Annotated in this window: 15 protein-coding genes; 9 read left to right on the top strand and 6 right to left on the bottom strand. The window is 62.3% G+C overall.

Features of this window, described 5'->3' with window-relative positions; translation table 11 throughout:
• Nucleotide 1 precedes the first annotated feature (1 nt).
• Nucleotides 2-2,548, bottom strand: a complete 2,547-nt coding sequence (locus tag GO014_RS14830) for an ABC transporter permease (protein WP_157291097.1) — start codon at nt 2,546-2,548, stop codon at nt 2-4.
• Complete coding sequence (locus GO014_RS14825; protein WP_157291096.1) at nt 2,548-3,339, bottom strand: ATP-binding cassette domain-containing protein; 792 nt, start codon at nt 3,337-3,339, stop codon at nt 2,548-2,550. The genes GO014_RS14830 and GO014_RS14825 overlap by 1 nt, the downstream gene beginning before the upstream one ends.
• A gap of 241 nt (nt 3,340-3,580) precedes the next feature.
• On the opposite strand from GO014_RS14825, the gene GO014_RS14820 reads away from it, so the two are divergent.
• The gene (locus GO014_RS14820) at nt 3,581-4,036 is read left to right on the top strand and encodes a heme-binding beta-barrel domain-containing protein (RefSeq protein WP_157291095.1); all 456 of its coding nucleotides are present in this window, start codon (nt 3,581-3,583) and stop codon (nt 4,034-4,036) included.
• Between the two features lie 73 nt (nt 4,037-4,109).
• Here the strand turns inward: GO014_RS14820 and GO014_RS14815 are convergent, their stop codons facing one another.
• Nucleotides 4,110-5,390: a Gfo/Idh/MocA family oxidoreductase gene (locus tag GO014_RS14815; RefSeq protein WP_157291094.1), complete on the bottom strand. Its 1,281-nt coding sequence runs from the start codon at nt 5,388-5,390 to the stop codon at nt 4,110-4,112.
• Between the two features lie 248 nt (nt 5,391-5,638).
• Between GO014_RS14815 and GO014_RS14810 the strand changes: the two genes are divergently transcribed.
• From GO014_RS14810 to GO014_RS14790, 5 genes are all read left to right on the top strand, one after another.
• A complete protein-coding gene (locus tag GO014_RS14810) occupies nt 5,639-6,304 on the top strand; it encodes an FCD domain-containing protein (protein WP_133244553.1) in 666 nt (221 codons plus the stop codon).
• 104 nt (nt 6,305-6,408) lie between these two features.
• Complete coding sequence (locus GO014_RS14805) at nt 6,409-7,383, top strand: aldo/keto reductase (protein ID WP_157291093.1); 975 nt, start codon at nt 6,409-6,411, stop codon at nt 7,381-7,383.
• 84 nt (nt 7,384-7,467) lie between these two features.
• Nucleotides 7,468-8,061: a DJ-1/PfpI family protein gene (locus tag GO014_RS14800; protein WP_157291092.1), complete on the top strand. Its 594-nt coding sequence runs from the start codon at nt 7,468-7,470 to the stop codon at nt 8,059-8,061.
• A gap of 26 nt (nt 8,062-8,087) precedes the next feature.
• Nucleotides 8,088-8,444 (top strand): ribbon-helix-helix domain-containing protein, encoded by a 357-nt coding sequence (locus GO014_RS14795; protein WP_157291091.1) that lies wholly within the window; start codon nt 8,088-8,090, stop codon nt 8,442-8,444.
• Nucleotides 8,445-8,558: 114 nt separating this feature from the next.
• Nucleotides 8,559-11,465, top strand: coding sequence for an insulinase family protein (locus GO014_RS14790; protein WP_157291090.1), 2,907 nt, complete (start codon nt 8,559-8,561; stop codon nt 11,463-11,465).
• Nucleotides 11,466-11,548: 83 nt separating this feature from the next.
• Here the strand turns inward: GO014_RS14790 and GO014_RS14785 are convergent, their stop codons facing one another.
• Nucleotides 11,549-12,556: an alpha/beta hydrolase gene (locus tag GO014_RS14785; protein WP_157291089.1), complete on the bottom strand. Its 1,008-nt coding sequence runs from the start codon at nt 12,554-12,556 to the stop codon at nt 11,549-11,551.
• A 161-nt stretch (nt 12,557-12,717) separates the two neighbouring features.
• Between GO014_RS14785 and GO014_RS14780 the strand changes: the two genes are divergently transcribed.
• Genes GO014_RS14780 through GO014_RS19665 form a run of 3 tightly spaced genes read left to right on the top strand, consistent with a single transcriptional unit; the run spans nt 12,718 to nt 15,554 of the window.
• Nucleotides 12,718-13,719, top strand: coding sequence for a ligase-associated DNA damage response exonuclease (locus GO014_RS14780; protein WP_157291088.1), 1,002 nt, complete (start codon nt 12,718-12,720; stop codon nt 13,717-13,719).
• Nucleotides 13,716-15,281, top strand: coding sequence for a cisplatin damage response ATP-dependent DNA ligase (locus GO014_RS14775; RefSeq protein WP_157291087.1), 1,566 nt, complete (start codon nt 13,716-13,718; stop codon nt 15,279-15,281). The genes GO014_RS14780 and GO014_RS14775 overlap by 4 nt, the downstream gene beginning before the upstream one ends.
• 3 nt (nt 15,282-15,284) lie before the next feature.
• Nucleotides 15,285-15,554: a UvrB/UvrC motif-containing protein gene (locus GO014_RS19665; RefSeq protein WP_210252462.1), complete on the top strand. Its 270-nt coding sequence runs from the start codon at nt 15,285-15,287 to the stop codon at nt 15,552-15,554.
• On the opposite strand, the gene GO014_RS19440 is transcribed toward GO014_RS19665, so the two are convergent.
• Nucleotides 15,551-15,943: a MerR family transcriptional regulator gene (locus GO014_RS19440; RefSeq protein WP_343030979.1), complete on the bottom strand. Its 393-nt coding sequence runs from the start codon at nt 15,941-15,943 to the stop codon at nt 15,551-15,553. The genes GO014_RS19665 and GO014_RS19440 overlap by 4 nt on opposite strands.
• Entirely contained in the window at nt 15,940-17,655 is a 1,716-nt protein-coding gene (locus GO014_RS14760) for a long-chain-fatty-acid--CoA ligase (RefSeq protein WP_157291086.1), read from the bottom strand. Before GO014_RS14760 ends, GO014_RS19440 begins: the two co-directional genes overlap by 4 nt.
• Nucleotides 17,656-17,923 lie beyond the last annotated feature (268 nt).

Genomic DNA, 17,923 nt, shown 5'->3' with positions numbered 1-17,923 from the left:
GCTAGAGGTCGCGCAATAATCGCGCTGGTCTGGCGGAGGCTGCGCGCAGGATCGTCATGGCGCCCAGAATGGCGGTGATGGCGATGGCGACGGCCAGGACCACGACGATGATGTCGAGCTTGAGGTTAAATTCGACCGCCAGCAGCAGGCCGCTGACAAAGCGGCCCATGCCGATGCCCAGCAGCAGGGCGGGAATTGCGGCCAGCACTGCCAGCACCAGATATTGCAGGAAGGCCGAGCCGATCAGTTCGGACCGGGTGGCGCCCAGCACTTTGGTGATGATGGTATCGGCCTCGCGCTGGCGGCGTCCGGTCGAGAGCGAGCCGATCAGAACGAGCAGGCCATTGCCGACGGCCAGGCCCCCGATCAGGCTGGCGGCAAAGGAGAGCTGGCTCAGCGCATCGGTGACCTGTTTGAGTGTATCGCCCACGGAAATAAAGCGAATATCGGGCAGTTCAGACGCCAAGAGCCGGGTGACGTCTTCTTCCGCGCCGGGCGCGGCGGTGACGGCGGCAAACAGTGTGGTGGGGTAGTTCTCGATCACGCCCGGTGAGAAGGTGGCAAGAAAATCGATGCCGCCCTGCCAGGAATAGTCGCGGAAGCTGGCAATGGTGGCGCTCACCTCTTCGCCAAAGATCGAAAAGGTCAGCGTGTCGCCCAGTTCAACTCCGAGGCCGTGCCGCAGGCTCTGGTGCAGGCTGACCAGGGCGGGTTCGGCATGGTCAGCGGCCCACCATTCGCCCGCTGTCACCCGTGACGAGGCGGGCAGATGGGTGCGATAGGTCAGCGGCACTTCACCGGCGAGGAGGAATGTGGCTTCCGGGCCGCGCGTCACCAGCTCATCGGCCGGGGTGCCGGCCACTTCGATGAGCGCCCCGCGCAGCATCGGGGTGGAAACAAAGCGGGTAATGCCATTGCCTTCAAGGGTCATGGCTTCAAGCGCTTCGACCTCGTCCGGGAATAGATCCGAACCGACCAGAGTGGGCGCATCAAAGGCGGAGGCGCCAAGGAACTCCTGCTGCAGATTGGTCTGCATGACCAGAACAATAATCAGCATGGTCAGCGCCATGCCGGCAGATACCGCGACGGCGGCGGCGTTCTGTCCGGCGGCAGAGATATTGCGGAAGCTGTGGCGCAGGACGCGCGGGCCGGCTTCGGGCAGGCGTTTGAGGCCAAGCTGCGCCAGACGAATAAAGCCCTGGAACAGAATGGCGCCCAACGCACTGGCAAGGCCAAATCCAAGCACCAGTGGCGCATCGCCGGTCATCAGCCAGGCCAGCACGAAGAAGGCCAGAACCGCGGCTACAAGCGGCAGGATCTGCCAGGACAGCAGAAGTGCGCGCCAGTCGACCGGCGGGGCGTCGAGCCCCTTGGAGCGGAACAGCAGCACCGGCCGGATGGCCTGGGATTGGACCAGCGGGAGATAGGCAAAGGCAAAGGCGGTGACCATGCCGGTGCCCGCTGCGATGGCCAGAGCCTGCAGATGGATGGCAGGCGCCAGCGCGATGCCGACCGCCGCGCCAATGGTTGGAAGGATGAACCAGGCGGTGCTGGCGCCAATGACCAGTCCGATGCTGACCCCGACCAGGGCAAGGGCGGCCACCTGAGCCAGGAAATGCACAAACACGCGCGCCCGGTCGGCGCCGATGGAACGCAGCACAGCGATGACGCCGGAGCGCTCGGCAATATAGGCGCGCATGCCGGTCCAAACGCTGACGCCGCCGATCAGCAGCGAACCGAGACCGACAATGAGCAGGAAGCGCATGAAGAGATCATAATAGCGTACCATCTGCCCCAGCCCGTCGCGGGCCGAGCGCACCGTCCAGCCGGCACTGCCGAATTGCTCGACGGCGCTGGCGAGCCCCGCATCGATATCGCGGTCGCTCAGATGGATCTTGTAACGGTACCATGTGCCCAGGCCCGGCAAGGGCGAGGTGCGGTCGCTGACCACGGCGAAGCCATTGGTCGAGATCAGGGTCGGTATCCCGAGGCGGAAGCCGCGCACCGGCCCGTCGGGCAGGCCGATCAGCGTGCCACGGACCTGAAATTCGGTGCCGCCCAGCCCGAAGCTGTCGCCAATGGAGAGGCCAAGCTGGTCGAGCATGATGCCATCGATGAGCGCGCCGTGCGCCCCATCGACTTCCGCCAGCAAGGCAGCAAGGTCTTCGCCTTCAGTCAATTGCGGGCTGCGCACCTGGCCGAGCAGGGGATAGGTTTCGCCCACGGCGCTGACATCGGCAAAGGCTTCTTCGTAGAAGGTCTCGGCCCGCAGATTGGTGTCGATCACCTGGGCCACCCGGCCCATGTCTTCCATCGCGGCGCGTTCATCCGGGGTGGCCAGGCGGTCGGCGCGGGAGAGTTCGATATCGCCGCCCATGATCTCGGCGGCGCCGGTTTCAATGGCGCGGGTAATGCTGGTGCCGACCGAATTGACGCCGGCAATCAGGGCGGTGCCGACGGCCAGGCAGATCACCAGCAGCAGGAAGCGCCGCAAGTCACCGCGCATGTCGAGCAGGCCGATGCGGGTGGCGGCCCAGACGCCGCGCATCACTTGCTCACCGGTTTCTTGGCTGCCGGTTTTCTGGCCGCCGGCTTGCGGGCCGGTGCTTTTCGCGCGGAGGATGCACTGGCTGTGGCCGGCTTTGGGACGGTCGTTTCGGTCAGTTGCCCCTGGGTCATGGTGAACACGCGGTCTGCCTTGGCGGCCAGCGCCGGATCGTGGGTGATCAGCACCACGGCGGTATTGTTCTTGCGGGCCAGGTCGAACATCAGGTCGACGACAATGGCGCCGGTCTTTTGGTCGAGATTGCCGGTTGGTTCGTCGGCCAGCAGCAAAGGCGGGTTGGCGACGCTGGCGCGGGCCAGGCCTACGCGTTGCTGCTCGCCACCCGAAAGGGCCGAGGGACGGTGATCGAGCCGGCCTTCAAGACCGACAGCGGCCAGGGCCGCAGCCGCCTTTTCGCGCACCTGCGCCATGCTGAGGCCGGGCTCGGCGATCTCAAGCGCCAGGCCTACATTGTCGAGGGCGCTGAGTGAGGGGATCAGGTGAAAGCTCTGGAACACTATGCCCAGGGTATGGCGGCGGAAGCGTGCCAGATTGTCCTCGTTCATGTCAGAGAGGTCGCGGCCATTGACCACTACCTGGCCGTCAGTGGCCTTTTCGAGGCCCGCCAGCAGCATGAGCAGGGAGGTTTTGCCGCTGCCCGAAGGGCCGACAATGGCCACCACTTCGGCCGGAGCGACAGAAAGCGACACCTTGCGCAGGATATGCAGCGGGCGTCCGGCGACGTCCAACGTGTAGTCGACGTCGCGCGCGTCGATGATCGATCCGGCACTCATACCCGCATTATTCCCCTCAATGGCCAGGCTGGCATATTTTCATTCTGTTGGCCTCATTATCCAATAGTGGTTGGGTGATTCGTAACAATGCCGTCAATTGCTGGACTTTTTTTACTGGTTCTTGCCCTAGAGTGCTGGCAGACATGAACCGCAGGCGGACCTGAGGGGGTAGGACGTGACTTATTGGCTGCGAACAGTTTTGTTGGCTTTTGTGATTGCGGCAACGACTTTGAGCGCGGGCATGGCGCAGGCGGGCGTGCGGGAGCTGGATCTGCTCTCCTCCTATATCGGGGACTGGCGCGGTGAGGGGGCCCTGGTGGGGGGCGACCAGCCCGAACCATTCCGTTGCCGGTTGAGCGTGGCGCAGGGCAATCTGCTCAAGATCAACTATACCGGCCGCTGCAGCCTGGTAAACGCGACGCTCTCGATCAGCGGCACCATCGCTTATAATAACGATGCGGGGCGCTACGAAGCGGCCATGAGCTCCAATGCAGGATATACCGGCCTTGCCATTGGCCGGCAGTCGGGCGGCCGGATCAGCTTCGATTTGCGCGAGCAACAGAAAGACCGGGCCGGCGGCGATGTCCGCATTGGCGCACGCATCCTGCTGGTCGATGACCGCATCACCGTGGACTTCGAAGTCGAATTCAACAATTCGGGCGACGTACTGACCGCATCGGTACCGTTCGACCGGTAGGTTCTTCCGAATTGCATTGGCGATAAAAAAGCCCGGCACATGCCGGGCTTTTTGGTTTGATTGCGCACTCGTCCTAGAACTTCACAAGCGTCTTCACGTCAACCGGCAGGCCGGTGTCGAAGCTCTTATTGGCGGCGATGCCGGTCAGGATCGAGAGTGCGCCATCGCGGTGGTTGGCGCCATAGCCAGGGCGCGGGGTGGCGTTGCCGAAAATTTCCTCGAGCATGATCTTGTCGCCGCCGCCGTGACCGCCCTCGCCATGCTGGACAGGAACGACGCGCGGTTCGCCATGCAGGGGGAAGTGGTAGAGCTTGACTCCCTTGGCGGCGCCTTCGGTTTCAGAGCCTGCGCCGGCGTTGATGTAGGAATTCTCGTGCACGGTAAGCTCGAGACGCCCGCCGGTGCCATTGATGGCCACGTTAAAACCTTCCCAGGGGGCGTAGGCATAGAGCGAATAGGTCATCACCGCCTTGTTGCGATAGCGCACCAGGACATTCATGGTGTCCTCGATGGAAATGCCGTCGCCGAACACGTTCTGGTCGCGCTGGTAGCCGTCTTCCTTCTCGCCGTCCCAGTAGAGACCCTTCTGGACCGGGTTGCTGGTGAGGTCGATGGCGAAGGGATCATCCTTGGCCGCTTCCACGCCGGTGGTGCGGGTATAGGGTGTGAAGACGCCGCGTTCCTCGGCATTGGCCCGGCCGTAGAACTTGAGATCGCCCATGCCGAAGACGGTGTCGGGCTCGGTGCCAAGCCAGAAATTGACCAGGTCGAAATGGTGGGTCGATTTGTGCACCATCAGGCCGCCCGAATTGCGCTTGTCGCGGTGCCAGCGGCGGAAATAGTCGGCGCCGTGGCGGGTGTCGAGCAGCCACTCGAAATGCACCGAGGTGACCTTGCCGATGGCGCCCTCGGCGATCAGTTCGCGCAGAGCCGAATTGTGCGGGGCATAGCGGTAGTTGAAGGTGACGCGGACATTCTTGCCGGTACGCTCGACAGCGTCGAGAATGGCCTGACACTTTTCCGGGTCGGTGGTCATCGGCTTTTCGGTGATGACGTCGCAACCGGCTTCAAGCGCAGCGATGATGTAGTTGTGGTGGGTGCGGTCGATAGAGGTGACGATGATGGTGTCGGGCTTCTGCTCGGCGATCATCTTGCCGAAATCGGCAGCCTTGTAGGTGGGCACGGCCTGACCGGAGAGTTCCTCGACCATTACCTTGTTGGTGAAATCCATGCGGACCTGATTGGTGTCGCACAGGGCCAGCAGCCGGGACTGTTCGCGGTGCGGCCCCAGAATGGCCTCGTAAAACATCCGTGCGCGGCCTCCCGTTCCCACCAGCGCGTAAGTCTTGGCCATTCGATCTTCTCCAGTCTCGATACAAATCGGTGCGCCGTCTCCTTGCCGGAGCCGGGCGAAAATGCATCTACCATACAAGATTGCGGAAATGTACTGTTTCTTTCTACAATTGTGCGGCACGGCGCCTGTTGGGGCCGCATGTGGCGAAAAAGGGCCAGAATCCTGTGGAAGACAGCAAACGAGGCAAGCCGCGCGCGACCTATTCGTCACATGGTCCTGAAACGGAATCAGCCCGGGCTGGAGGCAAGGTGGGCGAAACGCTCGAAGGAACCATCGCATTTCGCGTCGTCGGCGCCTTGCGCGACGACATTGTCAGCATGGTGCTCAAGCCTGGCGACGTCATCTCGGAGAGCGACATCGCGGCCCGCTATGGTGTCTCGCGCCAACCGGTGCGCGAAGCCTTCATTCGCCTGGCCCAGCAGGGCCTGCTGCTGATCCGTCCCAAGCGCGCCACCGTGGTCAAGAAGATTTCGCCCGATGGGGTGCGGCAGAGCCGGTTCATCCGAGAGAGCATCGAGGTCGAGATCATCCGCCGGGTGGCCACCGACCCCAAGCCGGAGACCGGCCAGATCCTGGACGATCTGATTGCCGATCAGGAAGCGGCTTCCTCGGCCAATGACAGCCGACGTTTCCATAAACTCGATGAATTGTTTCACCGCACCCTCGCCCGGCTGGCGGGCGTCGAATATGCGTGGCAGTTGATCGACGATCACAAGATGCAGCTCGACCGGGTGCGCTATCTGACCCTGGGCGTGTCGTCGAGCCAGCGCGCCATTGCCGAACACAAGCAGATCGCAAAGGCCGTCAGCAAGGGCGATGTGGTGGCGGCGGAAGCGGCCATGCGGGCGCATCTGGCCCGGGCCGAAGTGCTGCTCAGCCAGACCATTGAAGACTTTCCCGATTATTTCGAATAGCCCTGTGTGCAGGATTGTTGGAACCGGGGCGCTGCGGCGCCCTTGTTCTTGAGCGGGTGCGCCAATAGGTTGCGCCGCAGATAACTGGATCGGGAGACAAACGCATGAAAACGCGGCGGCTGGGCAAGACGGGTTATGAGGTCAGCGAGATTGGCCTGGGGTGCTGGCAGCTTGGTGGCGATTTCGGGCCGGTGGGCGACGAGACCGCCGACGCGATCCTGACCCATGCTCTCAATGCCGGAATCAGCTTCTGGGATACGGCCGATGTCTATGGCGGTGGGCTGAGCGAAAGCCGCATCGGCGCCCATGCCAAGGGCCCCAATGTCACCATCGCCACCAAGCTGGGCCGCGGGGCTGGCCTCTATCCCGATGGCTATTCCAAACAGGCCATTCGCGACAGCCTCGTCGGTTCTGCCAAGCGCCTGGGTGTCGATACGCTCGATCTGGCGCAGTTACACTGCGTGCCGACCGAAGTGCTGCGCGATGGCGCGATTTTTGGCTGGATGGACGAGCTCAAGGCCGAGGGGCTGGTGCGCCATTGGGGGGCGAGCGTTGAAACCATAGAGGAAGGCCTGATCTGCCTGGACCAGCCCGGCTGCGCCACGCTGCAGATCATTTTCAACCTGTTCCGCCAGGACGCGGTTGACGAGCTCTTGCCCAGGGCAGCCGAAAAAGATGTCGGCATCATCGTGCGCCTGCCTTTGGCCAGCGGGCTGCTGAGCGGCAAATATGACAAGAACACCCAGTTCGATGCCAGCGATCACCGCAGCTACAATCGCGACGGGGCGGCTTTTTCGGTGGGCGAAACCTTTTCCGGCATACCTTTTGAGCGCGGCGTCGAACTGGTGCAGACGCTCAAGGGTTATGCCCCAGAAGGCGTGCCGCTCAGCCAGTTCGCCCTGCGCTGGATTCTCGATCACCCGCAGGTCTCGACGGTCATCGCCGGCGTCTCAAAGCCCGAACAAATCGCCGACAATGTCGCTGCTTCCGAACGCAAGAGCCTGTTCCCCGCGCTGATGAAGCAATTGGGCGAATGGTATCGCGACGAAGTAAAGCCGGAAATCCGGGGCGGGGTGTAATTGGTCAACGTAGTAGCGGCTTAATACCACTGGCTGGCAGAGCTGGCCTATCCTCCTCCCGCGAACTCGGGAGGAGAACCAAAGATGTGCGCAAAGATTCTGATGGTCACCGGTGACTATACCGAAGACTATGAAACCATGGTGCCGTTCCAGGCGCTGCTGGCCTGCGGCCATGAGGTACACGCCGTCTGCCCCGGCAAGAAGGCCGGCGAGCAGGTTGCAACCTCGATCCACGATTTTGAAGGCGCCCAGACCTATTCGGAAAAGCGCGGCCACAATTTCACGCTGAACGCCAGCTTCGAGCAGATCGACCCTGCCGCCTATGATGCGCTGGTGGTGCCTGGCGGGCGGGCTCCCGAATATCTGCGGCTCGATGAAAAAGTGCTCGAGATGGTGCGGCATTTCTTTGACGCCAACAAGCCGGTTGCGGCGATCTGTCATGGGGCGCAATTGCTGGCAGCGGCCGGCGTCCTCAAGGGCCGTCAATGCTCGGCCTATCCGGCCTGCCGTCCGGAAGTCGAGCTGGCAGGCGGACATTATGCCGACATAGCGATTGACGGCGCGGTCAGCGATGGCAATCTGGTGACGGCGCCCGCCTGGCCGGCTCATCCGGCCTGGCTCAAGCAGTTCATGGCCGTGCTGGCTGCGCAGTCCGAAAGCGTGAACAAGGCGGCCTGATCGGCGTCAGACGCAGGAGGCAGCGAATGTGCGAACTCTTCATCAAGGCAGATGCCCGGCTCTGGGAGTCGACGACGCGCTCATTGCGGATCGACGGCATGGTGACCAGTATCAGGCTGGAGAACTTCTTCTGGGGCAAGCTCGAGGAGATTGCGCAACGTGACGCGATGAATGTGGTGCAGCTGATTACCCGGCTGCATCACGAATCAATCGATGCCGGGCACGATCTGGGCAATTTCACTTCGTTTCTCAGGGTCTGCTGCGCGCGCTACCTCGATCTGCAGCTTTCTGGCGATATTCCTACCGATGCCGGTCAACCGATTGCGAGGTTGAACGCCCCGGGCATTCTGGCGCGTGAGCGCGAGCGCAAGCGGTTTCATTGAATATCGACAATCGTTGACGCCTGAGCCGGGGGGATTGTGCCAAGCACCCCTAGCGTTGGCCCTCTCGCATGCCTAGGTTGAGCCCATCAACCAGAAGCATTGTCGAGAGTATCCATGTCCCATCCCGCCTTCGAGCTTGTCCGCGACGAGACCATTGCCGAGATCAAATCCCAGGCAAAACTCTATCGGCACAAGAAAACCGGGGCGGAGGTACTCAGTCTCGTCAATGAGGACGAGAACAAGGTTTTCGGCATCACCTTCAAGACGCCGCCTGAGGATTCCACCGGCATTGCGCATATCCTTGAGCATTCGGTGCTGTGCGGGTCGCGCAAATATCCGGTCAAGAAGCCGTTCGTGGAGCTGCTCAAGGGGTCGATGCACACCTTCCTCAACGCCATGACCTTTCCGGACAAGACCGCCTATCCGGTGGCCAGCCAGAACCTCAAGGACTTCTACAACCTGGTCGATGTCTATCTCGACGCGGTGCTGTTTCCGCTGATTTCCGAGGACACGTTCAGCCAGGAAGGCTGGCACTATGAGCTCGACGATCCCGATGCGCCGCTGGTCTACAAGGGCGTGGTCTTCAACGAAATGAAGGGGGTCTATTCCTCGCCGGATTCGGTGATGCACACCCAGACCCAGACCGCGCTTTATCCCGACACCACCTACGGCAAGAGCTCGGGCGGCGACCCCAGGGTCATCCCCGAATTGACCTATGAACAGTTCAAGCGCTTTCACCAGACCTATTACCACCCCTCCAATGCGCGGGTGGTGTTTTCGGGCGATGACGCGCCGGAGAGGCGGCTGGCGATTCTCGATGATTATTTCAGCCAATTCGACAAGCTCGAGGTGGATGCCGAGGTGAAGCTGCAGCCGCGCTGGAATGCGCCGCGTCAGGTGTCGGGCACCTATGCCGGCTCAATTGATCCAGACAAGCGCCGCGATGGCATGGTTTCTGTCAGCTGGATGCTCGATCCGCCTGAAAGCCGGGAAGAGACGCTGAGCCACGGCATGCTGAGCTATCTCCTGGCCGGCAATTCGGCCGCGCCGCTGCGTAAAAAGCTCAATGAGAGCGGACTGGGCGAGGGCATGATCGGAGGTGGTATCTCCTCCTATCTGCGCCAGCCCATGGGCGGGTTCGGGCTCAAGGGGATCGATCCGGCTGATGCAGAGAAGGTCGAAAAGCTGGTGCTGGAGACACTGGCGGAGCTGGCCGAATCCGGGTTTTCCGAGGAGCAGCGCGCAGCGGCGATCAATACCTTCGAGTTCAATCTGCGCGAGCAGAATAGCGGCTCCTATCCGCGCGGCATGACCTATATGTTCACCGCGCTTGGCGGCTGGCTGCACGGCGGCGATCCGCTTTCGCCGCTGGTCTATGAAGATGCCCTGTCTAGCCTCAAGGAGAAGGCAGCCAACGGGCATTTCGAAAAAGAAATCCGGCGGCTGTTCCTCGACAATCCACATCGTGTGACCTCGCGGATCGAGGCCGATCCCGAGCAGGGTGCGCGTGAGGCCAAGGCCGAAGCTGACAGGCTGGCGGCGGTGCGGGCCGGCCTGAGCGAGAGCGAATTGGCCCGGGTCATGGAGCGCACCGGTCGCTTGCGAGCGCTGCAGGAAAGCGTCGACAAGCCGGAGGATCTGGCCAGGATTCCGACGCTGACGCTGGATGATCTGGACCGCGATATCCGAACAGTACCGACCGCGGAAAGCGCCATATCCGGCGTGCGCACACTATATCACGACCTGCCGACGCTGGGGATTTTGTATCTCGATCTTGGGTTTGACCTGCACGTGCTCGACAAGGCCGATCTGCCCTATCTGCCCCTGTTCGGGCGGGCTTTGCTGCAGACCGGCACCAGCAAGGAAGATTTCGTCTCGCTAACCCAGCGGATCGGTCGCACCACGGGCGGCATCGCCCAGCACCGTGGTCTTGCCAGCATGCAGGACGGCTCGGGCACGGCCGCCTGGTTCTTCCTGTCCGGCAAGGCCGTGGCTGACAAGTTCGCTGGCATGCTCGACATTATGGGCGATGTGCTGCTCGATGCTGACCTTTCCAACAAGGCGCGTTTCAAGCAGATGGCCCTGGAAGAAAAGGCCGGCTTTGAGGCCCGGCTCGTACCCAGCGGCAATGCCATTGTCGACACCCGAATCAAGGCGGGCCTGACCGAAGCGGGCTGGATCGCCGAACAGATGAGCGGGGTCAGTTATCTCGACTTCCTCAAGGGCCTGGTCAAGCGCATCGACAGCGATTGGGACAGCGTCGCGGCCCAGCTCTTTGCCATCCGCGACAAGCTGTTCAATCGCGGCCGCATGATCGTCAATCTCACTGCCGATGGCGAACTCTGGGATGGCGCCAAAGGCGCGCTTGAGAGCTTTGTTGGCGGTTTGCCAGAGGCTGTGCTGGCCAATGCGGATTGGGGGCACGCCTTCGCGCCGAAGAATGAGGGCCTGGTGATCCCGGCCCAAGTCAATTATGTGGGCAAAGGTGCCAATCTCAAGGCGCTCGGGGTCGAGCTTTCAGCGGCATCTTCGGTGGCGCTGCGGCTGCTCAACACCACCTATCTCTGGGACAAGGTGCGCGTGCAGGGCGGCGCCTATGGCGGGTCGAGCCGGTTCGACCTGTCCTCGGGCAATTTTGCCTTCCTCTCCTACCGGGACCCAAATCTGCTCAAGACCCTCGAGGTTTATGACGGCGCCGCCAAGGCCTTGCGAGCCGAGATTGGCGAGTCTGATCTGGTGCGCTCGGTGATCGGTGTGGTCGGCGATCTCGACCGGCCCGAATTCCCCGATGCCAAGGGGTATTCGGCCATGTGGCGCCTGCTCAACGGTACCTCCGACGACATTCGCCAGCAGCGGCGTGATGAAATCCTTGGCACCAGCCGGGCTGATTTCCTGGCCCTGGCCGATGCCATCGATCTGGTGGCCGAGAAGGGCCATGTGGTGGTTTTGGGCGGCGAGGCGGCGATCACCACCGCCAATGAAAAGCAGCCTGGATTGCTTGAGGTCAGCAAGGTGGTGTGAAGCCCTATAGTGGTTGGCGGTTCGTGCGCCTCCCTCCCCCTGAGGGGGAGGGAGAGGAAAGAGCCGGAACCTGCAAGCACGACCTACTGGCTCAACACGTCCGCCAGATAGGGCAGGCTGACATCCATGCGGTAGTCGATGCCGGAATGGTTGTCGGGGAATTCCTCGTAGCGATGGGCGATGCCGCGCTGCTCGAGCGCCTTGTGGATGCGTCTGGTGCCGTAAAGGATCGCGTATTGGTCCTCGGTGCCGCAATCGAGGAAAAAGCCTTTCAACTTGCCGATGGCATCGGCGTGGGACTTGACCATCAGGGCCGGGTCCCAGGCGAGCCAGTTTTCCCAGCGTTCGGGAATGATCTCGCAGGTGTCGAGCGTCACCGGCAGCCTCAGGCCCAGATAGGCGTCGGGATCGGGATCGAAGCTGGCCGCCTGGCATAGGACCATCAGCGTCATGGTGTCCTTGCCATCGAGCTTGGGCTTGGCCTCGAAGGCCTTCATCCAGGCTTCGATGGAATTCTCCTTCTTGGCCAGGGCCATCAGGACGTCAGGGAAGCCGGCCAGGTAAAGATGCTCAAACCCGGCATCGCCGGAATGGCTGGCGGCTGCGGCCCAGACGTCCGGATGGCGCATGGCGTGGACCAGGCTCCCGAAGCCGCCCGACGACTTTCCGAACACGCCGCGCCGCCCCGTGCCGCCGCAGAAGAACTTCTTCTCGACCGCCGGCAGCATTTCCTCGACCAGGAAATCCTCCCAGTTTCCCATGACCGGTGAGTTCACATATTGATTGCCGCCCAGGCGGGTAAAGCAATCGGGGAAGGCGACCACCACCGGCGACATCTTGCCCTCACCGATCAACCGGTCGAGGCGTTCGGGGACGTTTTCGGTAAAGGCCTTCCAAGCCGTGTGGGCCGGGCCGCCGGCCATATAGCCAACAAGATCGACCAGCAGCGGCAGATCCTTGCCATCATGGCCGGCCGGCACATAGACATCGACAAGGCGTGTCGTGTCATCGCCGAGCCGGTTATTGGCCAGCGCCTTGCTCTCGACGGTCAGGCGATGGATGGTGCCGGGGGCGTGGGTCGTCTTGCGCATATCTGGCTCCTCGTTTTCATCCGGTCTGAAACAATGCGGTCGGGAAGGCAAGGCCGGATCTTGGTCCGGGCACCATGCTGACACGGGCTGGCGACGGCAGGGTGCAAAAGTGGCGGTGATGGCGTGAACCGGGTCTCGCATCGCTGCGTTTTGGTAGAACTATGAGCTTCATCCTCGACCGCGATCTCTACGTGCCCGCCATCGACGCCTGGATTGATCCGGTTGCGCCGAAGCCGCGCGCCATCATTACCCATGGCCACGCCGACCATGCCCGGCCGGGCCATGGCGCGGTGCTGGCCACGCCGGAAACCATCGCCATCATGCAGGTGCGCTATGGCGCAGACTGTGCCGGGCGGTTCGAGCCGCTGCGCTTTGGCGAGGTGTTGAGCATCGACGGAGCCAAGGTGAGCCTGCATCCAGCCGGCCATATATTGGGTTCGGCGCAGGTGAGAATCGAGGCCGAAGGCCAGCGGGCGCTGGTGACGGGCGACTATAAGCGCCTGCCGGACAGAACAGCCGAGCCCTATGAACCGGTGGCATGTGACCTGCTGGTGACCGAGGCAACATTTGGATTGCCGGTGTTTCAGCATCCGCACCCTATGGACGAAATCGCGCGGCTGCTGAAATCGGTGGCCGATCAGCCCGAGCGTTGTCATCTGGTGGGCTGCTATGCGTTGGGCAAAGCGCAGCGGGTGATTGCGCTGTTGCGCGATGCGGGCTGGAACCGGCCAATTTACCTGCATGGCGCGATGATCGAGCTGTGCGCGCTCTATGAGGAGCTGGGCGTGCCCCTAGGTGAGTTGTTGCCAGCCACCGGCATGCCCAAAGCCGCCATGGCCGGGCAGATCGTCATCGCGCCGCCCTCGGCTATTCGCGATCGCTGGAGCCGGCGTTTCCCCGATCCGGTGGTGTGCCAGGCCTCGGGCTGGATGAGCATCAAGCAGCGGGCCCGCCAGGCTCTGGTGGAACTGCCGCTGGTCATCTCGGATCATTGCGACTGGGGCGAACTCAATAAGTCGATCCTGGAGAGCGGCGCGGGGACTGTCTGGGTGACACATGGGCGCGAGGATGCGCTGGTCTATTGGTGCCGGCAGCAGGGGCTTGCGGCCGAACCGCTGGCCCTGCCGGGGCTGGATGATGATGGCGGAGAGGGCGGCGCATGAAGCGTTTTGCGGAATTGCTCGAACTCCTGGCGCTCACCCCCTCGCGCACGCGGAAAATCTCGTCACTGGGGCAGTATTTCGCCGAGGTGCCGGACCCGGATCGCGGCGTGGCGCTGGCCGTGCTGACCGGCGAACTCGACATTGCCAATGTCAAGCCGGCCCTGCTCAAGCAAACCGTCCTGGCCGAAGTGGAGGAAACGCTGTTTGCGCTCTCCTATGATTATGTCGGGGACCTGGGCGAAACCATTGCGCTGATCTGGCCGCATCACGGTGAGGGGGAACTGCCGCGTCTGAACGTGCTGGTAGAGCTGCTCAACACCACCAGCAAGGTGGACCTGCCCAGGGTGATCGGCGGGCTTTTGTCGCAGGCAGCGATCCATGAGCGCTGGGCGCTGATCAAGCTGGCGACCGGTGCGCTGCGCATTGGCGTTTCGGCGCGGTTGGCCAAGACTGCACTGGCCGAGATGAGCGGGGTGGAGCTGCAGGCCATCGAGGAGGTCTGGCATGGATTGAAGCCGCCCTATGCCGAGTTGTTCGCTTGGCTGGAAGGCAAGACCGGGCGGCCGGAGGTGGATCACACGGCGCGGTTTCATCCCCTGATGCTCTCCACGCCAATCGAGGAGAGCGATTTCGACAAGCTTGATCCGCGCGACTTCGCCGCGGAATGGAAATGGGACGGGATAAGGGTGCAGCTTGTGCTGGGGCGCGATGGGGCATCGCTGTTTTCGCGCACAGGCGACGACATAGCGGCCAGCTTTCCCGACGTGGTCGAGGCCGCCATGGGGTGGGCCGTGCTGGATGGCGAATTGCTGGTCGGGCACGATTTCGCGCCGGGCAGCTTCAATGATCTGCAGCAGCGGCTGAACCGCAAGGTTGCGGCGCCAAAGCAAATGGCCGAGCTGCCCGGCTTTGTGCGGGTCTATGACATGCTGTTCGATGGTGACGAGGACATCAGGGCGCTGGGCTGGCAAGCGCGACGGGCACGTTTGGAGGCGTGGTTCGACCAGAATCCGCAGACCCGGCTGGATCTTTCCGAGGTGCTTGGCTTCACCGCATGGGAGGACGTTGTCAGGTTGCGGCGCCAGGGCGCGGAAAGCCACGGCCATGAGGGTGTGATGCTCAAGCTCAGGACCGCGCCCTATGTGCCGGGCCGGCCCAAGGGGTTCTGGTTCAAGTGGAAACGCGATCCCAATCTGGTCGATGCGGTGCTGATGTATGCCCAGCGCGGGCATGGCAAGCGGAGCTCGTTCTATTCGGACTACACATTCGGAGTGTGGAAAGGCAATGAGATCGTACCCATCGGCAAGGCCTATTTCGGCTTCACCGATGAGGAGTTGAAACAGCTCGACCGCTGGATTCGGGCCAATTCGATCGGCAGTTTCGGGCCGGTGCGCGAGGTGAAGAAGGAGCTGGTGTTCGAGGTGGCGTTCGACAGCGCCCAGCGCAGTGCGCGGCACAAATCGGGCGTGGCGCTGCGCTTTCCGCGCATCAACCGGATACGCTGGGACAAGCCGGCCAGTGAGGCCGCGCGACTTGAAGACATGGATGCGTTTGTGGGGTGAGCGATGTCATCGCGGACCAATCATCAGCGCCTGATGGCGCTGGAAAAGCAGATGGAGGCGGCGGCTGCCGCCTTTGATTTCGACAAGGCTGCGGCACTGCGCGACGAGATCGCCCGGCTCAGGGGCGAAAGCGAAGATATCGTCGGACAGGCGCCGCCCGGACAGATCGGATTGGGATCAAATGCGCCAGTGCGACAGCCGCCCAAGGGCTGGAAGAAGCCGAAAAAGCCAGGCCCGATGACCAGTAGCCACAAGAGGCGCGGGGAGCGTTAGCCCGCCTTCTGCAACCGATCCTGCGCGAGCTGCTTGATCTCGCGCAACTCGCGGATCGTGGTCTCGAGATCGTTGCGCTGGCGTTCGAGCAGGGCCAAGCGCTCGTCGACCTTCTCGGCCAACAGGTTCACCTGCTGGGTGCGGTCGGCGTCGTAAAGGCTGAGATAGTCGGAAATGTCGCGCAAGGTGAAGCCGAGCCGCTTGCCGCGCAGAATCAGGATCAGCCGGGCCCGGTCACGCTTGCGGAAGATGCGCGTGGCTCCGACACGTTCGGGCGAGAGCAAGCCCTTGGATTCGTAGAAGCGGATGGCCCGGGTCGAAATGCCGAACTCGCGGGCGAGTTCGGCAATGGCGAAGAGGTCCTGGCTTTCGGGAGGCGTGCTGGTCACGATTTTCCGGCTTTCATCTGGGCGTACTCCTCCCGCAACTCCTTCTTGGACAGCTTGCCGATCAGGGTCTTGGGCAGGGCCTCCTTGAAGATGATCTGGCGGGGCATTTCAATCTTGTTGAGCTTTTCGGCGAGGAAGGATTTCAGATCTGCCTCGCTCAGCCTGTGGCCATCCTTGAGCTTAACGAAGGCCACCGGGGCCTCGCCGCGATATTCGTCCGGCACGCCGATCACATTGACCTCGTCGACGGCATCGTGGGTCATGATGGCCTCTTCAATGGTGCGCGGGTAAACATTGAAGCCCGAGCAGATGATGAGGTCCTTGATGCGGTCGATCAGGAACACGTAGCCGTCCTCGTCCATATGGCCGACATCGCCGGTGCGCAGCCATCCATCCATGAAGGCTTCTTTGCTGGCTTCCGGGTTCTCGTAATAGCCGGCCATGACCTGCGGGCCCTTGACCTGCAATTCGCCATTTTCGCCTATGCCGACGACCTTGCCGCTGTCCACATCGACAAAGCGGATATCGGTGCCGGGCAAAGGCAGGCCGATGGACATGGGCTTGGAAGGCACCCGGAGCGCCGCACAGCAGACCACGGGTGACGCTTCGGTCAGGCCATAGCCTTCGGCCAGCAGGGCCTTGGACTTCTTCGAAAAGGCGTGGCGCACCTCGTCGGGTAGGGCGGCGCCGCCGGAGATGGCGACTTCCAGGGTCTCAATCTGAGCCTGGGTCACAGCATCGGACCGACCCAGCGCACTGAGCAGGGTCGGCACGGCCGGGAGCACATTGGCGCCGGTTCGAGTGAAGATGCCCAGCAGGGCCTTCAACTCGAAGCGCGGCAGCATGATCACCGGCGTACCATTGCACAGCGGCACGTTCATGCAGACGGTCATGGCGAAGATGTGGAAGAAGGGCAGGACCGCGATCACCTTGGAGGGCGGATAGAACAGCCCGCATCCCCATTTGTCGATCTGGCTCATATTGGCCGCGATATTGGCGTGGGTCAGCAGCGCGCCCTTGGGAATGCCGGTGGTACCGCCAGTATATTGCTGCACGGCAATGTCGGTCTGCGGGTCGATGGTGACCGGCGCTGGCGAGTCCTTGCGGGCAAGCAGGTCTTCGAAGCGGCTGATGACAGCGGCATGGGCAGAGCGGTCGGGGTGGGCCAGATCCTTGCGCTTGGCAACCGAGAACAGGATTTTCTTGACCAGTGGCAGGGCATTGGGGAAATGGGCGACAACCAATTTCTTGACATGGCCGGCGGCCAGCAGGGCCTCTGCCTTCTCAAAGATCTGCTGCAGATCCAGCGTCACCATGATGTCGGCACCGGCATTGGCGGTGATGTGGCCCAGCTCGGCAACAGTATAAAGCGGGTTGCAATTGACTACCGTGCCGCCAGCGCGCAGCACGCCATAATAGGCAATCGGGTAGAAGGGCGTATTGGGCAGCATCAGGGCGACGCGCGTACCCTTGGTGACGCCGAACTGGCTTTGCAGCGCCCCGGCAAAGGCAACGATTTTTTCGGCCAGTTCGCCGAAGCTGGTCGTGCCGCCCAGAAAGTCCAGGGCCATGGCGCCGGGATTTTTGGCGCAGGCAGCCAAGATCTGTTCATGCACCGGGGTTGTGTCGATCTTGTCGTCCCACACTATGCCTTCGGGGTAGCTCGCGATCCAGGGGCGAAGCCCTTCGTTGCTGGTGGCTGGCGTGTCCATTGATGTCTCCTCCCTATGCCTGAAACAGACAAACGGGCGTTCCCTTTATTAGATGCAGTGGAGCGTTTCTCGCCCCGGTCCTCTCTCGGCACCTGTCCTGTCATCACCTTGAAACTATCCCACTTGTTTACGTTAGCGTCAATTGGCTGCCCAAGGCATCGGCAAGCGTGGGTCGAGGGGCACCCTAACCGGCATCTTGTTGACGTATGCGTCAATCTGAGTAAACTGTCTTCAACAGATCCCCATGGTGGCGCTAGGCTGCATGCGG

The sequence above is a fragment of the Devosia marina genome (assembly GCF_009758415.1).
Taxonomy (GTDB): domain Bacteria; phylum Pseudomonadota; class Alphaproteobacteria; order Rhizobiales; family Devosiaceae; genus Devosia; species Devosia marina.
This window is presented reverse-complemented; position numbering and strand designations above follow the sequence as displayed.